Here is a 20302-nt window from a genome sequence, read left to right as displayed (position 1 = left end):
AAAAAAGACTCTAAGAAGGAGGCCCATGCAGACCTATCAAGTGTTGATCATCGGCAGCGGTTTTGGCGGCCAGTGCGCGGCGGTCAATCTGCTCAAGGCCGGTATCGACGACTTTCGCTTGCTGGAACGCCGGGACTTTTTCGGCGGCACCTGGTGCCAGAACACCTACCCCGGCGCAGCGGTGGATGTGCCGTCGCCGCTGTATTCGCTGTCGTTTGCGCCTTACCGCTGGACCCAGATGTTCGCCGAACAGGCTGAACTGCATCGCTACACCGACCATGTAATCGAACGCTTCGGCCTGCGTGACCGGGTGGAACTGCAGGCCAACGTCGAGCGCGTCGAATGGGACGACACCGAAAAGCGCTGGGCCGTACACACCGACACCAAAGGCATTTTTTATGCGCAGTTCCTGATCAATGCCACCGGGCCGTTGAGCCAACCGGTTATCCCACACTTCCCCGGTCAGGATCGCTTTCAGGGCAAGACCTTTCATACAAACAATTGGGATCACAGCTACGACTATCACGGTAAACGCGTGGCGATTGTCGGCAGCGGTGCCAGTGCGGCTCAGGTGATTCCGGCCATTGCACCGAAGGTCGCCCAATTGCATGTGTTTCAGCGCACAGCGCATTGGGTGCTGCCCCGGGCCGATCGTACGTTCGGGCGATTCCAGCGCTGGCTGCTGGGTCTGAAACCCGCCTACAAGTTGCTGCGCTGGATGATCTACTGGCAGTTCGAAACCCGGGTTATCGCCTTCAAATATTCGAAACCGGCGATTCACATGGTGCAGCGACACGCCCTGAAGTTTCTCAAACGCCAGGTGACTGACCCCGAGTTGCGGAAAAAACTGACACCGGACTTCACCATCGGCTGCAAACGGGTGCTGCTCTCCAGCACCTATTACCCGGCGCTGACCCGGCCCAACGTCACGTTGCACAGCCGAGAACAGGGCATCGCCAGCCTCGATGAAACCGGCATCGTCACCACGGACGGTCAGCACATCGACGTCGATCTGATCGTCTGGTCGACCGGTTACGACGCCACCGACGGCGTGATTTCCTACCCGGTCAGCGGAAAAAACGCTGTGCAACTGCGCGATGTCTGGGCGCAATATCCACGCGCTTACCTCGGCACCAGTCTGCCGGAATTCCCCAACCTGTTTATCGTCACCGGGCCGAACACCGGCATTGGCCACACCTCGGCGCTGTTCATCATCGAATCGCAGATGAACTACATCCTCGACTGCATCCGCACCTTGCAGAACAAAGGTCTGCGCAGCATCGAAGTTCGCCCCGAAGCAGAACGTACCTACACTCAGATGATTCACCGGGAAATGGAGCGCACGGTCTGGAAAACCGGCGGCTGCCACAGTTGGTATCAAAGCAGGAGCGGTCACGTGATCACGATGTTCCCCGGCTTCAGTTTCAGCTACCACCGGTTGACCCGGGCGCTGAAACCGGCCGACCACATTCTGTCTTGAACAAGGAAGACCCACGATGCTTTTGCTGTTTGTCGCCCTCGCGGTTTTCGTGGCCTGGAGCTGGTTGAGCTACCCGGCAGTCGGCCACTGGCTTTACGATCTGAGCGCGGCCCTGGAGGCCAGGCTGTACCGGCTGCACAAGATTGAAGTGCCGATTGCCGAAATGACCGTATCGACCTGGCAAGGCGGGCCTTATGAAGCGTCGAGCAGCATTCTGATGCTGCACGGCTACAGTGCCGAAAAGAACCTGTGGCTGCGCTTCGCCCGGCATTTTGTCGGGCAGTACCGGGTGATCATCCCGGATCTGGCCGGCCACGGCGAAACCGGCTTCAAGGCCGGCGGTGGCTACGACATTCCGGTGCAGGCCAAGCGCATGATCCAGTTGCTCGACGTCTGCGGCGTCGAGAAGGTCCACGTGATCGGCAACTCCATGGGCGGCTACATCGCCGCGTGGCTGGCGGCGACCTACCCCGACCGCATCGCATCGGTGGCGCTGATCGACCCGGCCGGCGTCACTGCGCCCGAGGCCAGCGACATGGAGCGCCACCTGGCCCGTGGGCACAATCCGTTTCTGATCAATTCCCGGGAAGAATTCCGACGCTTCTATGCCATGACCATGGCCTCGCCACCGTGGGTGCCCGGTCTGGTGCTCGACGCGATCGCCCAGCGCTACGAACAATGCCGCGACGAACTGGAAGAGATCTTCCGGGATTTTCGCGCCAGCCCGCCGATGGAGCCGAAACTGCCGGACATCAAATGCCCGGCGCTGTTGCTCTGGGGCCGCAAGGACCGGTTGATCGACGTCAGCAGCGTGCCGGTGTGGAGCAAAGGCATCAGCAATTTGCGGGTCGATGTCTGGGACGGCGTCGGCCATATGCCGATGGTCGAGCAACCGTCGAACACGGCACGTCTGTATCGCGAGTTTCTGGGGGAGCATTCGCGTCAGGACAGGTAAACGGTCAGTCGTTGGCAGAATGAAGTTCGTAGGATTCTTCGTTTGCCCGCGTCAGCGAAGGCTGCGATCTTTTCCGACATCCTCTACGTGACCGTGCCAGGAATTTTTTTCATGACCGTGCAGCCTTTCGTCAGCCCCGACCTGATCCGCCAACGCTTCTCCAAAGCGATGTCCGACATGTACCGCGAAGAAGTGCCGCTGTACGGCGCGTTGATGGAACTGGTGGAACAGACCAACCGCGACGTGCTGGCACGCGAACCGCAAATCGCCAGTCAACTGCACAGTACCGGCGAAATCGAACGGCTGGACATGGAACGCCACGGTGCGATCCGCGTCGGCACCGCCACCGAACTGGCCACCCTCGCCCGCCTGTTTGCGGTGATGGGCATGCAACCGGTGGGTTATTACGACCTGACACCTGCCGGGGTACCGGTGCATTCCACAGCATTCCGCGCGGTGCATGAAGATGCGCTACAGGTCAGCCCGTTCCGGGTGTTCACTTCGTTGCTGCGACTGGAATTGATTGAAGACCCCGAACTGCGTGCCTTTGCTGAATCGGTGCTGGATAAGCGTTCGATCTTCACACCGGCGGCGCTGCGCCTGATCGAACAGGCCGAGTCCGCTGGCGGGCTGAATGAATCCGAGGCCGGGGAATTTGTCCTGCAGGCGCTGGAGACTTTTCGCTGGCACCACAGCGCCACCGTCACCGCCGCGCAGTACCAGACGCTCAGCGCCCAGCATCGTCTGATTGCCGATGTCGTGGCCTTCAAAGGCCCGCACATCAACCACCTGACCCCGCGCACGCTGGACATCGACATCGTCCAGGCGCAGATGCCGCAGCACGGCATCACGCCCAAAGCGGTGATCGAAGGCCCACCGCGCCGGCAGCACCCGATCCTGTTGCGTCAGACCAGTTTCAAGGCGCTGGACGAGCCGATCGCCTTCACCGACCAGACGCAAACCCGCGGCAGCCACAGCGCCCGCTTCGGTGAAATTGAACAACGGGGCGCGGCGCTGACACCCAAGGGCCGCGCGCTTTACGACCGCCTGCTGAACGCGGCGCGCGATGAACTCGGCGATTTCCCCAACGAAGCCAATGCCTCACGCTACAACGCCCTTATGACCCAGCATTTCAGCGAATTCCCCGACAGCCTCGAGGGCATGCGCGAGCAGGAACTGGCGTATTTCCGTTATTTCCTGACAGACAAAGGGCTTGAGGCGGGTCGTCCCGCTGATGTTTCGCTGCAAGCTTTGTTGCGCGACGGCTATGTGAAAGCCGAACCGCTGGTGTACGAAGATTTCCTGCCGGTGAGTGCAGCGGGGATTTTTCAGTCGAACCTGGGGGACGCGGCACAGGCGCACTATGGCGAGCACTCCAATCGACAGGCGTTCGAACTCGCCCTCGGGCGTTCGACCATTGATGAATTGGGGTTGTATGCCGAGACGCAACAACGCTCGATTGAAGACTGCCTGGCGGTGTTGAATCGATAACGCGGCGATTAGCCATACTGCGCAAGAAGTTGCGCAGTTCCCCGTAATAAAACCCCTATAAAACCTTTGAAACCCTTGTGCCACGTGCCCTCCAGCCAAGTGCGCAAGAAGTTGCGCAGTACTGCGCAACTTCTTGCGCACTTTTTGCCTGGATCCCCGCCCCTTTTCGCTAAAACCAAGGTCGCTCAGCGCCAACTCATTGGTTTATAAGGCTTCGAAAATCTTGGCACGCTCCTTGATAACAGTCAGCCACCCACCGGGCGATTTCGCCTCCCGGGCACCCTAACTTTATCCGCAAGGAGCACCTCCCATGGCAACACCAGCGTACATGTCGGTTACCGGCGAAAAACAAGGCCTGATCACTGCCGGCGCCTTCACCGCCGACTCCGTTGGCAACACCTACCAGGAAGGTCACGAAGACCAGGTCATGGTTCAGGCGTTCAGCCACGACGTGATCATCCCGCGTGACCCGCAATCCGGTCAGCCAACCGGTCAGCGCGTTCACAAGCCAGTGATCATCACCAAGGTCTACGACAAGGCTTCGCCACTGCTGCAAGCCGCTCTGACCTCCGGCGAGCGCATGAGCGAAATCGTTATCCAGTGGTACCGCACTTCGGCTCAAGGTACCCAAGAGCACTACTACACCACCAAACTGGAAGACGCGATCATCGTCGCCATCAACAACAAAATGCACAACTGCCAGGATCCATCGAACGCCCACTTCACCCACCTGGAAGAAGTGCAGTTCACCTACCGCAAAATCACCTGGACCCACGAAGTATCCGGTACTTCGGGATCCGATGACTGGCGTGCTCCAGTCGTTTAATTACGGCTGATCGTTTCAAGCATCGGCCAGCTCTGCTGGTCGATGTTGTTTACGCCCCTCCAGAATTTCGCGTACGTTGACCCGCTTTGCGGGCGTCGACGAGCGCCGCTGTACAGCACGAGGAACAAGGGATGTTCGCGCCGGCCAATGAAACCCACTTTGCCCTGACCATCGAAGGTCTTTCCGCCGATTTTCAGGTATTCACCCTGACCGGCCGGGAAGCCATCAGCCAGCCTTTTGTGTTTGAGGTGGAGCTGGTCAGTGAGCAGCCGTCGCTGGACCTCGAAACCCTGCTGCACAAACCGGCCTTCCTGCAGTTGTCGCCCGACGGCAGCGGCATCCACGGCCTGATCTACCGCGCCGCGCAAGGCGATTCCGGCAAGCGCCTGACGCGCTACTCCGTGACCCTGCGCCCGCAACTGGGGTACCTCGCGCACCGGATCAACCAGCGGATCTTCCAGAACCTCAGCGTGCCGAAAATCATCGGCAAGGTGCTCGAAGAACACGGCATCCAGGGCAACGCCTACGCCTTCCAGACCGGTTCGATCTACCCCGACCGCATTTACTGCGTGCAATACGACGAATCGGACCTGCATTTCATCCAGCGCCTGTGCGAAGAAGAAGGCATTCACTACCACTTCCAGCACAGCGCGACGGCGCACAAACTGGTGTTCGGCGATGACCAGACGGTGTTCAAGAAACTGGCGCCGGTGGCCTATCAGCAGGACTCCGGCATGGTCGCCAGCAACCCGGTGATCAAACGCTTCGACCTGCGCCTGGAAACCCGTACCAGCCGCACCACCCGCCGCGACTACGACTTCGAAAAACCGCGCCTGACGCTGGAAAGCGAAAACCGCGGCGACGCCCTGCCCGACCTCGAGGACTACGATTACCCGGGCCGTTTCATCGACCGCGAGCGCGGCAAACACCTGGCCAAACGCGCCCTCGAACGCCATCGCAGCGACTTCCAGCTCGCCGAAGGCAAGAGCGACCAGCCGCTGCTGGTCAGCGGCCATTTCCTCGCGCTGAAAGAACATCCGAAAGCCAAGTGGAACGACCTGTGGCTGCTGACCGAAGTCCACCACGAAGGCAAGCAGCCGCAGGTGCTGGAAGAGTCGGTGACCAGCGACACCACCGCGCTCAAAGACGATTTCCATCAGGGTTACCGCAACCGCTTCCAGGCCACCCCGTGGGACGTGCCGAACCGCCCGCCCCTGCGCCACCCGAAACCGCGCATCCTTGGCAGCCAGAGCGCCGTGGTCACCGGCCCGAAAGGCGAAGAAATCCATTGCGACGAATACGGCCGCGTCAAAGTCCAGTTCCACTGGGATCGTGAAGGTCAGGCCGACGACAAGACCAGCTGCTGGCTGCGTGTTTCCAGCGCTTGGGCCGGCGCCCAGTACGGCGGCATCGCCATCCCGCGCATCGGCATGGAAGTGCTGGTGACCTTCCTTGAAGGCGACCCCGACCAGCCGCTGATCAGCGGCTGCCTGTACCACAAGGAAAACACCGTCCCGTACGCCCTGCCGGCGAACAAGACGCGCACCACCTTCAAGACCCTGAGCTCGATGGGCGGTGGCGGCTTCAACGAACTGCGCATCGAAGACAAGAAAGGCCAGGAACAAATCTTCCTCCACGCCCAGCGCGACTGGGACGAGAACATCGAACACGACCAGAAAATCCGCGTCGGCAACGAACGCCACGACGTCGTGGAAAAGAACAGCTACACGGAATTCAAGGCCGAAGAACACCACACCGTCTACGCAGACCGCAAAGTCGAAGCACGCGCCAACGACCACCTGACCGTGGGCGTGAACCAACACATCAAGATCGGCACCGGGCAATTCATCGACGCTGGCCAGGAAATTCACCTGAGCAGCGGGATGAAGGTGGTGCTGGAGGCCGGGGCTGAACTGACCCTGGTCGGCGGTGGCAGCTTCATCAAGATCGATGGCGGCGGCGTGACCATGAGCGGGCCGGCGATCAACATCAACTCCGGCGGCGGACCAGGCAGTGGCACCGGCGCCGCCCCGTTGATGCCGGGCGTGTTGAAACAGGCGGATGCCGACAAGGCTGGTGCCGTACTGACCCCGGCGCAAATCAACACCCTCAAACGTAATGCGCCGTTCTGCGAAGAGTGCGAAAAATGCAAGGCAGGTGCCTGTGCCATCTAATCGACTGACACCCAAGGACTGGCTGGCACAACAGCCGCTGCAAAAAGACGAACGTCTGTATCTGATCGTCAGCGCCGCCAGTGATGCCGAAGCGCTCAAGGCCTTGTATCAGAGCGAACCGTCCGTGCAGGCCATTCCCGTCTGGGGCGGAACGCCCTACTCCACCTGGCAACCGGTGATGCCATACGTCGCCGAACTCAAGGCCAACTCGGCCTTCCTGCCCTGGATCACCGAAACCGACGCCCTCGACTGGGGCTGGCTGGCGATCTCCCGCTCGGAGCCCAACGAAGTCTTCGAACATCTGCGTAGTTTGACCCAAGTGAAAATGCCGGACGGGACCGAAGTGTTTTTCCGGTTCTGGGATGGGCGGCATATCTATCCGATTCTTGAAGGGCTGGGTGAGACGGCCGGGGAAGTGTTGCCGGTGTTTGAGCGTTACCTGATCAATGGGCGGAGCCTGGAAGTCGGGCCGAGGGTGGTGCCGAAGGCGAAGGATTGGCCGTGGTGGGAGGTGCCTCAAACGCTCTTGGATCTCCTCGCAAAAAAGGATCACACCACCGTCGTTGAGAACCTGATGCAGTGGCTATCAGAGGATTGTCCAGAGCTTTACTTCGAATTCCCTGAAGCCAACCTGCGCAGAAAGGTCGAACGCTTCGTACGCCAAAACCCCAATACAGAAGAGATGGCAGAGCGTCTTGCTGCTGAGCTGACAAAGGAAGTCACGTCATGAATACCCCGATTGGTACATTGGTCCTGCGTGTGCTGGACGCCAAAACACCTGACGTGAGCCTGATTCTCAAAGACTTCAAAAACTGCCTGAGCGATTACAAGGATTGGGCTGACGGTTTCTGGACGGGCTGGGCGCTGGATGTCGACCAGACCTTCAAGGTCGGCAACGAAGTCAGCGTCACGAAACGCAAGACCAAAACCGGCGCCGTGGAAACTTATGCGACCTGCCCACTGGTGGGTGATTTCACGCTGATCCATATGTTTGAGTCAGCGCGATTCGTCCCAATTGGCAATACTCCGGTGAAGCTGGAGCCAGTGACCAAAGGCACCTTCTACGACGACGTTACCGGACCGGTTATCGAAACCATGATCGGCCCAAGCGGCATCAAGGTGGTTGAAGGCTGCAAGAAAGGTCAGACCTACCGCGTCACGTTCTTTCCCAATGTCTCGCAGAACGACGTCAAAGCGCTCTATGACTCCTATCAAGGCGTTATCGGCAAGCTTGACAGCTGGCTGCAAAGCGAATGGTCGAGCAAGTTTCAGCCGCAATGGGCCAGCTACTCGGCGGCAGACCGTGCCGGGCGTTCGGTCATTTTGCTTAAACGGGCACTGGATGGTTTTGAGAAAGCGCTGCTTCGTCTGTGGGACGACATCAAAAGCCTGTTCGAGCTGCTCGCCAATCCGCAAAAAAACTACGCAAAACTCAAAAAATATCTCTCGGACATCGAAATCGACAAGCTCTATGCCGCGTCGAAAGAGTCCATCGCTTCAGGATTGCTGATCCTCAGCGACGAGCCGCTGATGTTCATCTATGTCTCGGCGATTGTGGCGTGGGTAGGCATGCTTCCGCCGCAGGTCATCGTCGACGTTATGACGGCGATTGCTTCGGAGTTTCTGATCAACGTACTGGTGGGTATCTGCCTGACGGGTGGTGCCGGCCTGGCTGTAAGAGCAGGGACAAAAGTCCTGTCCACGGTCAAATCGGGTGAAGCGATCAAGTATCTGGATGATCTTGCTTCTACTCTGATGACACTCAGCAACAAGCACGCCCTGCCTGCTCATGCGGAAGTGTCGAAACCAATCATCGCCAGCGCCAAGAATGTGCCGATGAAGCCTGCCAAAACGGCAGCATTGAAGATCGACGAAGCCGCCACTGAAGCGCCCAAGCCTAAACCCCAGCCTCCGCAGGCCGCACCCAAAAGCCAGGTAGCCGAGCAACCAGCCAAAGCCTCGCTGCCCAAGACTTCAGATACACCGAAACAAGAGGTCAAAGATGCCTCTTCATTCCCACGTGACAAGAAACAGAACCAGACCAAGCTTGAACCGAAGGAGAAGGTCGACGACGTTCCCGATCAATCCAAGACCCCCGACGAGAAAAGCGCTACCTGCGCGAAAAAAACCTGTACCAATGGTTGCCCGGTCTCAATGGTCACCGGCGAGGAACTACTGACGCTGACCGATGGTGAACTCGGTGGTCTGTTGCCCTTCGCCTGGACTCGTCTCTATCGCACTAGCGCCGCGGAAATTGACTGCGGTCTTGGATATGGCTGGAGCCATGCCCTCGCCCAACGGGTGGACATCAATGGCGATGAAGTCGTCTGGACCGACCACGAAAACCGTGTCACGACTTTTCCTATGCCGAGCGAGCAGCGTCCGGCAATCACCAACAGCCTTTCGGAAGCCGCGATCTTCATCGGCAACGACCCTTCCGAACTTATCCTCACACAGGCTGGTGAACGCAAGCAGTTCTATCACTTCTGCTTCAACAGCAAAGGCGCGACGCTGATCGCCATCAGCGACAACTACGACAATCGCCTGCACATCACCCGTGACATCCACGGTCGAATCAAGCGCGTGGATAACGGGGCCGGTCGAGCACTTCTGGTTCGGTACGACCGCAAACACATTGTCGCCATCGACTATCAGCAATTCGTTCCGGCAGACAATCTGGAAGATGCATGGAGCACCGTCCAGACGCTGGTCACTTACACGTACGATGCTCAACAACGCCTGATCAAAGCCACGAACGCTGCCGGCGAGTCGGAGCGTTACGCCTACAACGAACAGAACGTCATTCTCGAGCGGCAACTCGCCGGTGGCGCCAGCTTCTACTGGGAATGGGAAAAGGAAGGCAAGTCAGCGCGCTGCATCCATCACTGGGCCAGCTTCTCGCAAATGGACGCGCACTACGCGTGGGATGACAAAGGTAGCGTCACGGTTACCAACGCAGATGGCAGCGAAGAGGTCTACACCCACGATGACAAGGCTCGACTCGTCGCCAAGGTCGATCCGGATGGCGCGGAACACCTCAAGGCTTACGACGATCAAGGTAGGTTGATCGCCGAAAAGGACCCATTGGGGGCGGTCACTGAATACCAATACAACGAGGCCGGTCGACTGGTCGCGATCATCCCGCCGGAAGACATGCCGACCTCCTACGAGTACTACCACGGCTACGTCCGTGTGGTTAATCGTGGCCCGGCCAAATGGATCTACTGGCGTAACGACCAGGGCGATATCACCGAACAAATTGATCCAGATGGAAACTCGACCCACTACAGCTACGATCGCCAGGGACGTTTGCTGGAAATAAGACACCCTGATGGCAGCCGTCATCAACTGGGCTGGAATAACCTTGGCCAGTTGCTGGAGGAGCGCCTGCCCGACGGCGGTCAACGCAAATATCGCTACGACGCGCTCGGTCGGCAGATCACACGTCAGGCTGAGACCGGTGCAATCACCCACTACCAGTGGGATGCTGCAAACCGTCTGGCACAGATCACCCTGCCCGGTGGTGCCACCCGCGCGTTTACCTACAACCCATACGGTCGCGTCACGGCTGAACGCGACGAACTGGGCCGCGTAACCCGTTACGAGTATGCCGATAACCTGCACCTGGTCAGCCGTCGTATCAACCCGGACGGCAGTCAACTGCGTTATCGCTATGACAACGCACGCCTGCTGCTCACCGACATCGAAAACGAACGCGGCGAACACTATCAGCTGAATTACTACTCGAACGGGCTGATCCAGCAGGAAACCGGTTTCGACGGACGCCGCACTGCCTACGAGTACGACCTCAACGGCAAGCTGCTGAAGAAAACCGAATTCGGCGACGACGGCAGCGAACTGGTCACCGAGTACCAGCGCGACGCCGCTGGCCGACTGCTGGTGAAGACCCTGCCCGATGGCGAGGAAATTCACTACAACTACGATGCACTTGGCCGTCTGGTCAACGTGGACGATGGTCATTGGCCGCTAGCTTATGAATATGATGTGCAAGATCGGCTGATCACCGAGCATCAGGGCTGGGGCACCACGCGTTACGAATACGACAGCGTCGGACAGCTCAATCACTGCCGCCTGCCGGATGGCAGCACACTCGATTATCGCCACCAACCTGGCGGGCATCTGAGCAGTATCGACCTCAACGGCACGCGCCTGACTTCCCACCAGTTCAGCGCCGGTCGTGAACAGCAACGTCAGCAAGGTCTACTGCTCAGCCAATATCAATACGATGAACAAGGTCGCCTGCAAGCGCACAGCGTCAGTCAACGCGACAAAAACCTGTTCCAGCGTCGCTACAACTACGACGCCAACGGTAACCTCGCCGGTATCGACGACAGCCGTAAAGGCAATCGCAGCTACCACTACGATCCGCTGGATCGACTGATTAACGTACGTGGCGCAACACCCGAAAGCTTCGCCCATGACCCGGCGGGTAACCTGCTCGGTCAGACCGACATGCCCGTTGCCAACCTGGCCAACGTCAAAGGCAACCGCCTGCTGATGCAGGGCGACCGCCACTACGACTACGACGCCTACGGCAACCTAATCCGCGAGCGGCGCGGCGCTAACCAGAAACTCGTCACTGAATACCGGTATGACTGCCAACATCGGCTGATCGGCGTAAGCCTGCCGGGAGGCAGTACGGCGTCGTACAAATACGATGCCTTCGGCCGCCGCATCGAAAAGACCGTCGACAGCCATACCACCGAATTCCTGTGGCAAGGCGAACGTCTGATCGCCGAGAGCGCCGACAACCGCTATCGCACCTACATCTACGAACCCGGCAGCTTCCGCCCCTTGGCGATGCTCGACGGCGCGGGTCCACTAAAGGCCACGCCGTTCTACTACCAACTCGACCACCTCGGCACTCCGCAGGAACTCACCGACTACAGCGGCGAGATCATGTGGTCGGCAAAATACCGCGCCTATGGCAACCTTGCGGCACTGGATGTCAGCGAAATCGACAACCCGCTGCGCTTTCAGGGTCAGTACTTCGACGCCGAGACAGGGTTACATTACAACCGGCACCGCTACTACAATCCGAACACAGCGCGTTTTTTGACGCCGGATCCGATCAAGCTTGCGGGTGGGTTGAACAACTACCAATACGTACCGAACCCTACGGGCTGGGTCGATCCACTGGGACTGAGTACGACCTGTCCTGGACCTGATTGCAAGCTACCGACGAACTCAGCCAACGCCACCAAGCCTGACCATTTGCCGATGAGTCAGGAAAAATTCGATGAAATAATTGATATGAATAAGGCTGATAGGCCACCGAATCCTGGTGACTATCTTCCTGAGAACTACATTAAGGCCCATCGAGAGCTCTTCGCAAAAGAGGGAGGATCCTTCGTGGTAATCGAAAGTTGGATCACCGGTTCCAGCTACCCAACCTTTCCTCAACGGAAGTTTGTGGGTCTATCTTCTGAGATGGAAGAAGTCGTTGCCAAATATCGAGCTGCAGGTAACGACTGGCGAGTTCTGAATAAAGAGCTGAACCTTGGTGCAAAGACTCTCGAAGGTGAAGGCATCTATATTGTTAAAATAAAGCCGGATGACCCTCGTTTTAAATATGAGATGCCTAATGGTAAGGAAAATGGCGCCTACCCTAACGAATGGGTTCCTGGTGGTGCAACGAAAAGCGGTACAAAAGAAGCCGCTCTGATCGGCTCTGAGAATGTCACCCACAACAGCGACATTGGAACGCTGTTGAAAAATTTCGACGATTGGGAAAAGCTTCAATGAAAACTACATTTGAAACTGCCTTAGACCAGCATGAAATTTCTGAATTCTTCAAAGGAGAAGGAATTTATTTTGCTAGAGGCTCCGATTGGGGTGACCACCTGTATGTCAGCAACTGGCAGGAAATGTGCAGCGTATTGAAAACTCAAAAAGCCGCGCAGAGTCTTTTGACAAAAATATTTGAAGATTATGCTAAATACTTGAAAGAAAACTACGAAGATGCGGCGGGCTTGCTTTCGAACATTACCGCATACTACGTTCTGAAGAATAAATTACACATTCTATCAATGGATGATTACGACCTTATTGCTAGCCTTGACGACAAGACAAAAAATAATATTGGCAAACTCTTCCGATACTTGAGAAAAGTGTATGACAAAAAAAACGAAAACTCATCCAAGTACTCTTTTGAGCAAGAAATCCAAAGACTGAAAAACAATGGCTGCAACACAGACATTGAGAATCTTTAGTCGATTCCCGGATCTAGATTTAGTAGCGAAAAAATCCAAAGGGGACAAATCCAAATGAGACAGATTTATTTTCTTCAGCGAAAAATAAATCTGTCCCCTTTTCAAATTGAAAATACGAGAACAGGCAAGGTTCCTGGTGCAAAAGACCACTATTATTTCAAGGAAAAAAATGAATTCCTGGAACGAATTAGACGGAAGCAATTTTTTTAACAAGGTATTCACCTCACCCATCCCAATCGGGGAGATAGAACTGTTCTCCATAAATATTGACAACAGTAGACCAGTTATAATAATGGAGTTTGATATTCCAGATTACCCAGATGCACCGCCAGCCAAATGGAAGCAATCTGGATTTAACACCTGCCGCATAGGTTTAAATTGCAGCAACATCGAAGACCTTTTAATAAAAAATATTCCCACCCATGAAAAAATGACAATCAAAATCACATCCAACGAACAAAAATTCAGAGTAATTGCATCCAGTGAAAATTCATTAATTGAATTCACTACTAAACATCCGCTACTTTGCGGCCCATCCGCTTACTTGAACGCCCCAGAATAACCAAAAAACCAAAGGGGACGAATAAATATCAAAACGGGGGCAGATTTATTTTCTTTTAAAAATGAATCCGCGCCCTTCCCAGTTAACTTGAAGAACAAAAATGAGCTTCCAGAAGACAATCCTTAGAAAAACATGGTGGGGGTTTGGACCAAAGAAGGGGACAGATTTATTTTTCTTCGGACAAAATACGTCCGCCCTCCTTTCAATATGTAACACACGGATTTCCGGCATCTCCAGATCAAGTTCAAAAACAAATGGAAAATACCAAACAATATGAGAAGAAAACTTAAATACGAACTCCAACCCCTCCGAGTACCCAGCGGATGGACAATCACAATCAACAACCTTTACGAGGTTGATCTCCCCCCCGAAACTGCAGATTGGTTTAGTAGCTCAGTTTTACTAGGTGGTGCACGACAAACTACGGGACACTGCTTTGACTCCAGAGTTGAACCAGAAGGAGATCCATCGGGGGAGTTTGTAGTTGATTTCCTGACAATCAAGTATGACAACAAAGGAAAACCTCTAAAAAACTCTGAAATATTCCTAGGGGAATTCAGAACAAAGGACAAGATGGAATACATTAAGAAAATCGAAGACTTTATGCTTGAAGCATAAATTAAAGGAGACCGGTTTATTTTTCGCTGAAAAAAATAGAAAATCAACCTGCCCCCTATTCAGCCCCATATGTCGCCTACTATTAAAATTGAGTAACAATCATGAATAGCAAGGCCTTCGATGAATACAACTACTGGCTGGGACAAAGCGAGGATTCTAACTGGAATGAATACATTACAGAGCAGGTAGCCAAAGGAGTTCTAGGAAAATTCAGCGCTGAAGACTGGAACCGACTTAATGACACGATCCTATCAAGGAAAGAGTATTGGCAGGAGCGAAGTGCTGCGGCTCTTGGAGAGAATCGCTCCACTCAGGCAATTGAAATTCTAAAGAAACTTTTGGACTCTCCATTTACCGAAGTATTAATAGTCTCTGCCTCAGAACTGGATTGGAGCGAAGTCCCGATCGAGAATAAATACGCAAAAAAAATACAAGCTATTATTAACTCCCTAACCCACGAAGAACTTGAATCCTACCCCGAACTTGAAAACCTTCTAAAAAATCCAGCAGCGCGCAACTTTAAATAGAACCAAATTGAAGAGGGCAGATTTATTATTCGTTAAAGAAAATATATCTGCCCCCGTCCCTTTTCCGCATTTCAAAACCAACAGGCAAAATGAAAATTTCTCTCAACATTGAACACCTGAAAAACTACAACTTCCCTAGTACATTTATAGAATTCGCGACTACGGAACCTGAACCGGACATTGAACCTTGGTGGTTACTAATATATCAAGAGGGAAAAATAAATTACTGGCATAACACGCTAAAAAATCTGTATCCCAACCGCACGTTAGTTCCTTTCGCAAAGTTCAACGCCAATGATGATATTGCTTGCTTTGACGGTGATGATTTATCCGGCAATCCAAAAGTGCTAATAATACATGCATATGCTTCAGAGGGGTGGGAGCTTCACGGAGAACATCCTGACTTTAGCGCGTGGCTAAAAATAGCCATTGAGACCCATGCGGAATGGAATAAAGAAGATTAAAAACATCCACCTCCAACATCTTATAGGTGTATTCAGTTCTCGCTGGAGAGCGCAATGATTTTCTCAATTGATATCACAGAGTGCTTTGGCGTAATCGACTCCGATAACGCAGGCGGGATTATAAGCTGTATCAGCATCCCACCCATCGAGAACCCTCAGGAAAAATTTCGCCTTAAGCTATCAAATTTTGTACTTAACCTGATCGACGAGCCCTTAATCGATTCGATCAACAGGCAGAACTCAACGTTTTTGGAGAACATGACCGAACACGGCTTCCTTATAATAAGACAAGCCTGTATTTCCTTTGAGTCAATAAAAGGCTACGAAAAACTACTGCGACTATCAAATCAAGATCACGGGTATTTAACCCACGAGCGCTACGGCAAAAAATTAAATACCGGAGACAAGATTTACGACATCAGCGGAAGAATTTTTTCGACCCCGGAGCTCTTGATTAACTTCGCATTCATTTCACCCAATACTATAACACTTGAATTTAACTCATCAGACTACACATACATAGAAAGCTACCCGGAGTTTCAAAAGGCTTTAGAAAAACTAAATTCAATAGAAAAACCTACTCAACCACCTCTCACAGGCATATTCGACTCCACATATAGCAACACTCACACCACTAGCAACTTTGACGCTGGCTATCGAATTTACAATCAATAATTAAAACACTCCACAAAGGGAACAGACTCACTTCTATTTATGCTTCAAAAAAAACAACAGGAATATCTCGATGAGTTACTTGGAAAAAGAAATCACATCAGCACTTGAAACAAACAATCTAAAAAACCAGCAAATCAAAGACATTGAATTAGAAAAAATAATCTCAGACATAAAAACCTGCTTCTTTTACTCCAACACAAAAACCCTTGACCCCTTCAATCTAAAATCCGTAACAAAACAACACGACCCAAACTTTTGGAAAAAAGTCGATCTCCTATACCCTTCTGAGAAACCAAAATTAATCGTCCTCGACAACCAAATCCATGCCTGGACGCTTCAGTCATCATCCGATTTGAAAATATTGCTTTCAGAAACGACTGGCTTTCCATTCTGGATAACTAATATAGCCCTTAGCTTCTTAACTTATGTAGACGACCACGATTGCGTACATACAGCATCCCCTTCGTTTCCTCCCGCGATTAAAAAATCATGATCTTCAAATCAGAAAACAACATCATTGACCCAACCTCTGTAACCTACCGCAGCCTTGGCTTCGGTGAACCGCTCTCCAAAAATACCAAAAAATATACTTTATCAATAAAAACTCACGAACTGCCCGAGCAATTCCACGAGCTGACAAATGCATTCATCGCCGAATGCATACAAGACGATAACAAACAAGGCTACGCCGACATCCCCGCATTACGAGATTGCAATTACCCGCCACTTTCAACCCTGATAAGAAACCGCCCAGACGTAGCAGCAACCCTCATCAAAGACTATTTATTCTTTGAGCTGTTCTATTTGCTATTCCCATCAAAGGGAAAGCTAGAACTGGTAATAAACTCGATTTCCGGAGTTTATTATCTGGACGATACGTTTCACCTATGCGGCGAAACGTATCCCTACCTAAACCCGTAATTGCGTTATTTCCGTCACAGACTCAAAACCCTAAGGCAAAAACACAACCTACTGCTGTCTTTCAATGACTTGTTCCCCGACCCCATACTTAACCACAACCCGATTCCCATACACCCGCACCCTCTCCACCAACGCCCCCACCTCCCCCCTCTCCCTCCCCTCCCGCCAAATCTCCTTCTCCCGATACACCCGCGCCCCCTCCCGCACAAACCGCTGCCCCACGTCAAACACGTGATACCGATAGGCCCGCGCCCGATCACACAACAATACCCCCTCCAACTGCGTCTCCCCGACCTTCAACTTCAGCTGAAAGCTGCGATCCGTCGGGTTGTGCAGTACCAGGTCGATGTAGTTGTAGAAGATCGCCGCGCCGGAGCCGAATGGCAGGACGCGGCCGTCGTCCGGGAAGGGGTCGAAGCTGTGGTTGGCGCGTTCGATGACGACCAGGGGTGAGTGAATGGCCATCCAGTGGATGAGGTTGCTGAGTTGGCAGATGCCGCCGCCGATGCCGGTGCGGGCTTCGCCGAATGAGAGTTCCATGCCTTCGACGTAGCCGCGTTGGCGGGTCGGGCGGCCGACGAGGCGGCAGAAGGAGAAATATTCGCCGGGGGCGATGGTGACGCCGTCGATGGCGGCGACGGCGAGTTTGAGGTTGATGACTTTGTTGCGTTGCAGCGCAAGGTCGGAGTCGCCGAGTTTGCGGATCAGTTTTGAGGTGTGTTTGAGGTAGCGGTAAGGCAGGCGCTCGGACGTCGTGGCAGGCCGTGCGTAGCGTTTGCTCGAGCAGTGCCAGGCGATGTGGCGGAACAGTCTTTTTTGCCACACGCGCAGCCAGTAAAGGGCCGGGTGGTAGAGGGAAAGTGGTTTCATCCGTGGCGAACGGCGCGGGCCGTTGTCTTCCTTGAACTTGAAAGGGCGGCGCATCTTACCGTGCAACCGCGCTTGGCCGCCAAGCGCCTCGCCGCTGTCGCAAGCCGTAACAAGTCGCCCCGCCCGGGCGCTCGGAAATTAAGCTTCAACTAAGGTTGCGTCCCTACCATCCGGGCCACAAAGCAGCGGTTCTGTGTGCTGATTGCCGTCAGCAGAACCCTTCAACTTGAAGTGAGCCCGGACCATGAGTGCGATCAATTCCACCTCTAAACAACTGCCCGCCTTCAGTCTTGTATTGGTCAATTACAAGACGCCGGAAATAACCCGGATGTGCCTGGAGTTTCTCCAGCAGTACGTCAAGGAGAATCAAATTCCGGTGTGGGTGGTGGACAACGATTCCGCCGATGAAAGCCTGATTTACTTGCGGTCTCTGGACTGGATCAACTTGATCGAGCGCCCTTCTCCCGGCAAGGAAGCGGGGCATATTGCTCATGGCAAGGCACTTGATCTGGCACTTGCGAAAGTTGAAACCGATTACCTGTTTTTGCTGCACACCGACACTTTCGTTTTTGACAGTACTGTCTTTTCGATGATGATGAATGAGTGCATGCAATCTTTGGATACAGCGGCGGTCGGTTGCGTCGAACAACTGGATCGCGGCGTCCTTAGAGACACCTGGCGTTTGTCTTCGCGTTATTTCAAACACTATTTCCGCCGAGCAAAACAGCACTTGGGGTTGTCCTCCCGAGATCCAAAACCCTACCGGGAAACTCACCTGAAAAGCTTCTGCACCTTGTGGAATGCACGGCTGATCAAGGCTCACGGGCTGCATTTTTCGATGGACGACCGGGTCCCGGGATACACGCTGCAGGATCGTTTAAGCAACCTTGGCTACGGCATCAAATGCCTCTCGCCGCGGACGATCTTCCGCTACCTGGATCACATCCAGGCCGGCACCGTGGCCGCGATCGGTGGATACGGCAAACAGCACCGCCGCACCACCATGTATCAGGAAACGCTCAAGCGCCTTCAGTTACAACAGCGCATGCGACCCGCCAAATCGTAAGACAATAAAAAAGGGCGACTTCAAAGTCGCCCTTTTTGCATCTGAATTCTTTGGCTTCCACTCCGAGGAGGTGTTCGCCCAGTGTAATGGCCTGGCAATCCATGCACCGGTAAAGAGCCCTGACACTGGGCGAACGGGAGGGATTTTAATGGAAGTTGGCGGATATGTCGTGCTAATTGAAGATGAAATTTATGTACTGAAAAGTTAAAGGACATTGCTTACCGATTTTTCCCGACAAACTTTCTGACATCACCACCTCGAATACTTCATATGACTGTTCTCATACAATTACTTGTACAAGAACAGCCATTCTGTAGAGTCAATACTCAACTTTCATGCTGACTGGTCACTTTTAATACATCGGTGTAAGTGACCACGACGCTTTGCCCGACTTTCAAATCTTTCAGTTTGGCCTGAATCTCAGGCTTTTCGACGTTGAGGGTTTTCGACTGGCCCGACGGGTTTTCCAGGGTGACCTGGTTTGTCGCCAAATCAATTTTGGTGATTTTCAGTTGCACCTGAACCTGGCGGAAGGCCTCGCCACCGGGGTTGCTGCTGCCCACGGCGTTGCGCAGTTCACCCGTGCGCTCGGTAGAGCCTGGCAGACCTTTATCCACGTCGGTGTCCAGATAAGCGGCCACAGAGCGGGTCACTTCGATCTGAACCAGATCGCCCACTTTCAAATTACCGAGGTTTTTCGCCTTGTCGCTGAGCTGAATGTGCACCTGGCGACCTTCCGCGCCTTCCAGGATCACTTGATGATTGGCCGGGTCAACCGCCAGCACTTTGGTGGTGACCCGGTCGGCCTCGACAGCGGCCGAAAGCGGTATATCGGCGGCCACCGCCGAAAAGCTGGCAGTAGAAAGGACAGTGGCAAGTGCAATGGCGTGCGTCAGTGCTTGGAGCTTCATAAGCGATACATTCCCTGTGATGGATGGCAGCACCCATCGCCAACGCGGTCAGCGACGGATGTGCCAGTGAGCATAGACGCCCTTCAGGGTTTGCTCCGCGATCGTTGCGCGGTGTCCTGCGCGGTTGACTCGCCACTGGCGGTGCCTTTACCGGAGCTCTGCCGCTGTTTGGGATCGGTGGGACGCAGTGCGTCGTTGTCGCGCTCGGTTTCACCCGGCGGACGAGGTTCGTCGGGGTGCTCGCTATCAGGAACAGTCTTCATGTCGTACCTCCTCAGGCTTCCGGGTCATCGAGTTCCCGCGCAACATTTACGGCGGGTGAGTCCTTGTGCAGGTCATCGGCCTTGGCTCTGAGGATCTGCCACTGCTCAAGATCGATGGCACCTTGGCCGAGCAAATCGTCAGCAATGCGCTGCAGATCGAAGTAATGGGCATCTGGGGATTGTTGCCAGTACGTCTGATCGTCAAACATCTGCTGCCAGGTCGTCAGGTCTGGAGATTTCAGTTCCTCGCTCATGGATCGGATCCT

20 protein-coding genes are annotated in these 20302 nt (G+C 54.2%); 16 read left to right on the top strand and 4 right to left on the bottom strand.

Features of this window, described 5'->3' with window-relative positions:
* Positions 1-25: 25 nt before the first annotated feature.
* The 15 genes from L6D82_RS23465 (at position 26) to L6D82_RS23395 (ending at position 16926) form a co-directional block, all read left to right on the top strand.
* Positions 26-1480 carry a flavin-containing monooxygenase gene (locus L6D82_RS23465; protein WP_236191762.1) on the top strand — a complete coding sequence of 485 codons (1455 nt, stop codon included), beginning with the start codon at positions 26-28 and terminating at the stop codon, positions 1478-1480.
* Between the two features lie 16 nt (positions 1481-1496).
* Positions 1497-2435 carry an alpha/beta fold hydrolase gene (locus L6D82_RS23460; RefSeq protein WP_102688444.1) on the top strand — a complete coding sequence of 313 codons (939 nt, stop codon included), beginning with the start codon at positions 1497-1499 and terminating at the stop codon, positions 2433-2435.
* A gap of 111 nt (positions 2436-2546) precedes the next feature.
* The gene (gene hglS / locus L6D82_RS23455) at positions 2547-3926 is read left to right on the top strand and encodes a 2-oxoadipate dioxygenase/decarboxylase HglS (protein WP_236191761.1); all 1380 of its coding nucleotides are present in this window, start codon (positions 2547-2549) and stop codon (positions 3924-3926) included.
* 310 nt (positions 3927-4236) lie between these two features.
* Positions 4237-4752: an Hcp family type VI secretion system effector gene (locus L6D82_RS23450; protein WP_039767797.1), complete on the top strand. Its 516-nt coding sequence runs from the start codon at positions 4237-4239 to the stop codon at positions 4750-4752.
* 131 nt (positions 4753-4883) lie between these two features.
* Positions 4884-6926 carry a type VI secretion system Vgr family protein gene (locus L6D82_RS23445; RefSeq protein ID WP_236191760.1) on the top strand — a complete coding sequence of 681 codons (2043 nt, stop codon included), beginning with the start codon at positions 4884-4886 and terminating at the stop codon, positions 6924-6926.
* Positions 6916-7656, top strand: a complete 741-nt coding sequence (locus tag L6D82_RS23440) for a DUF4123 domain-containing protein (protein ID WP_236191759.1) — start codon at positions 6916-6918, stop codon at positions 7654-7656. The genes L6D82_RS23445 and L6D82_RS23440 overlap by 11 nt, the downstream gene beginning before the upstream one ends.
* Positions 7653-12692: an RHS repeat-associated core domain-containing protein gene (locus tag L6D82_RS23435; protein ID WP_236191758.1), complete on the top strand. Its 5040-nt coding sequence runs from the start codon at positions 7653-7655 to the stop codon at positions 12690-12692. Before L6D82_RS23440 ends, L6D82_RS23435 begins: the two co-directional genes overlap by 4 nt.
* Positions 12689-13159, top strand: coding sequence for a hypothetical protein (locus L6D82_RS23430; RefSeq protein WP_085686252.1), 471 nt, complete (start codon positions 12689-12691; stop codon positions 13157-13159). Before L6D82_RS23435 ends, L6D82_RS23430 begins: the two co-directional genes overlap by 4 nt.
* 169 nt (positions 13160-13328) lie before the next feature.
* The gene (locus tag L6D82_RS23425) at positions 13329-13721 is read left to right on the top strand and encodes an Imm50 family immunity protein (protein WP_102686526.1); all 393 of its coding nucleotides are present in this window, start codon (positions 13329-13331) and stop codon (positions 13719-13721) included.
* A 273-nt stretch (positions 13722-13994) separates the two neighbouring features.
* Positions 13995-14339: a hypothetical protein gene (locus tag L6D82_RS23420; protein WP_236191757.1), complete on the top strand. Its 345-nt coding sequence runs from the start codon at positions 13995-13997 to the stop codon at positions 14337-14339.
* A gap of 101 nt (positions 14340-14440) precedes the next feature.
* Positions 14441-14866 (top strand): HEAT repeat domain-containing protein, encoded by a 426-nt coding sequence (locus L6D82_RS23415; protein WP_236191756.1) that lies wholly within the window; start codon positions 14441-14443, stop codon positions 14864-14866.
* An 89-nt stretch (positions 14867-14955) separates the two neighbouring features.
* Positions 14956-15330 (top strand): hypothetical protein, encoded by a 375-nt coding sequence (locus L6D82_RS23410; RefSeq protein WP_085748420.1) that lies wholly within the window; start codon positions 14956-14958, stop codon positions 15328-15330.
* Between the two features lie 54 nt (positions 15331-15384).
* Positions 15385-16005, top strand: coding sequence for a hypothetical protein (locus tag L6D82_RS23405; protein WP_102718947.1), 621 nt, complete (start codon positions 15385-15387; stop codon positions 16003-16005).
* A 70-nt stretch (positions 16006-16075) separates the two neighbouring features.
* The gene (locus L6D82_RS23400) at positions 16076-16498 is read left to right on the top strand and encodes a hypothetical protein (protein ID WP_102718948.1); all 423 of its coding nucleotides are present in this window, start codon (positions 16076-16078) and stop codon (positions 16496-16498) included.
* A complete protein-coding gene (locus tag L6D82_RS23395) occupies positions 16495-16926 on the top strand; it encodes a hypothetical protein (RefSeq protein ID WP_085748422.1) in 432 nt (143 codons plus the stop codon). The genes L6D82_RS23400 and L6D82_RS23395 overlap by 4 nt, the downstream gene beginning before the upstream one ends.
* A 48-nt stretch (positions 16927-16974) precedes the next feature.
* On the opposite strand, the gene L6D82_RS23390 is transcribed toward L6D82_RS23395, so the two are convergent.
* Positions 16975-17796 (bottom strand): VanW family protein, encoded by an 822-nt coding sequence (locus L6D82_RS23390; protein WP_236191782.1) that lies wholly within the window; start codon positions 17794-17796, stop codon positions 16975-16977.
* Positions 17797-18040: 244 nt separating this feature from the next.
* Between L6D82_RS23390 and L6D82_RS23385 the strand changes: the two genes are divergently transcribed.
* On the top strand, positions 18041-18862 hold the full coding sequence (locus tag L6D82_RS23385; protein WP_236191755.1) for a glycosyltransferase family 2 protein: 822 nt from the start codon (positions 18041-18043) through the stop codon (positions 18860-18862).
* Between the two features lie 326 nt (positions 18863-19188).
* On the opposite strand, the gene L6D82_RS23380 is transcribed toward L6D82_RS23385, so the two are convergent.
* The 3 genes from L6D82_RS23380 to L6D82_RS23370 form a co-directional block, all read right to left on the bottom strand.
* Positions 19189-19773, bottom strand: coding sequence for a hypothetical protein (locus L6D82_RS23380; protein WP_236191781.1), 585 nt, complete (start codon positions 19771-19773; stop codon positions 19189-19191).
* Positions 19774-19856: 83 nt separating this feature from the next.
* Positions 19857-20036 carry a hypothetical protein gene (locus tag L6D82_RS23375; protein WP_236191754.1) on the bottom strand — a complete coding sequence of 60 codons (180 nt, stop codon included), beginning with the start codon at positions 20034-20036 and terminating at the stop codon, positions 19857-19859.
* A gap of 11 nt (positions 20037-20047) precedes the next feature.
* Complete coding sequence (locus tag L6D82_RS23370) at positions 20048-20290, bottom strand: hypothetical protein (RefSeq protein ID WP_007956199.1); 243 nt, start codon at positions 20288-20290, stop codon at positions 20048-20050.
* Positions 20291-20302 lie beyond the last annotated feature (12 nt).

The organism is Pseudomonas paraglycinae, from assembly GCF_021601625.1.
In the GTDB taxonomy this organism is placed as follows: domain Bacteria; phylum Pseudomonadota; class Gammaproteobacteria; order Pseudomonadales; family Pseudomonadaceae; genus Aquipseudomonas; species Aquipseudomonas paraglycinae.
The sequence above is the reverse complement of the archived record's forward strand: the minus strand, read 5'-3'. Positions and strand labels throughout refer to the sequence as shown.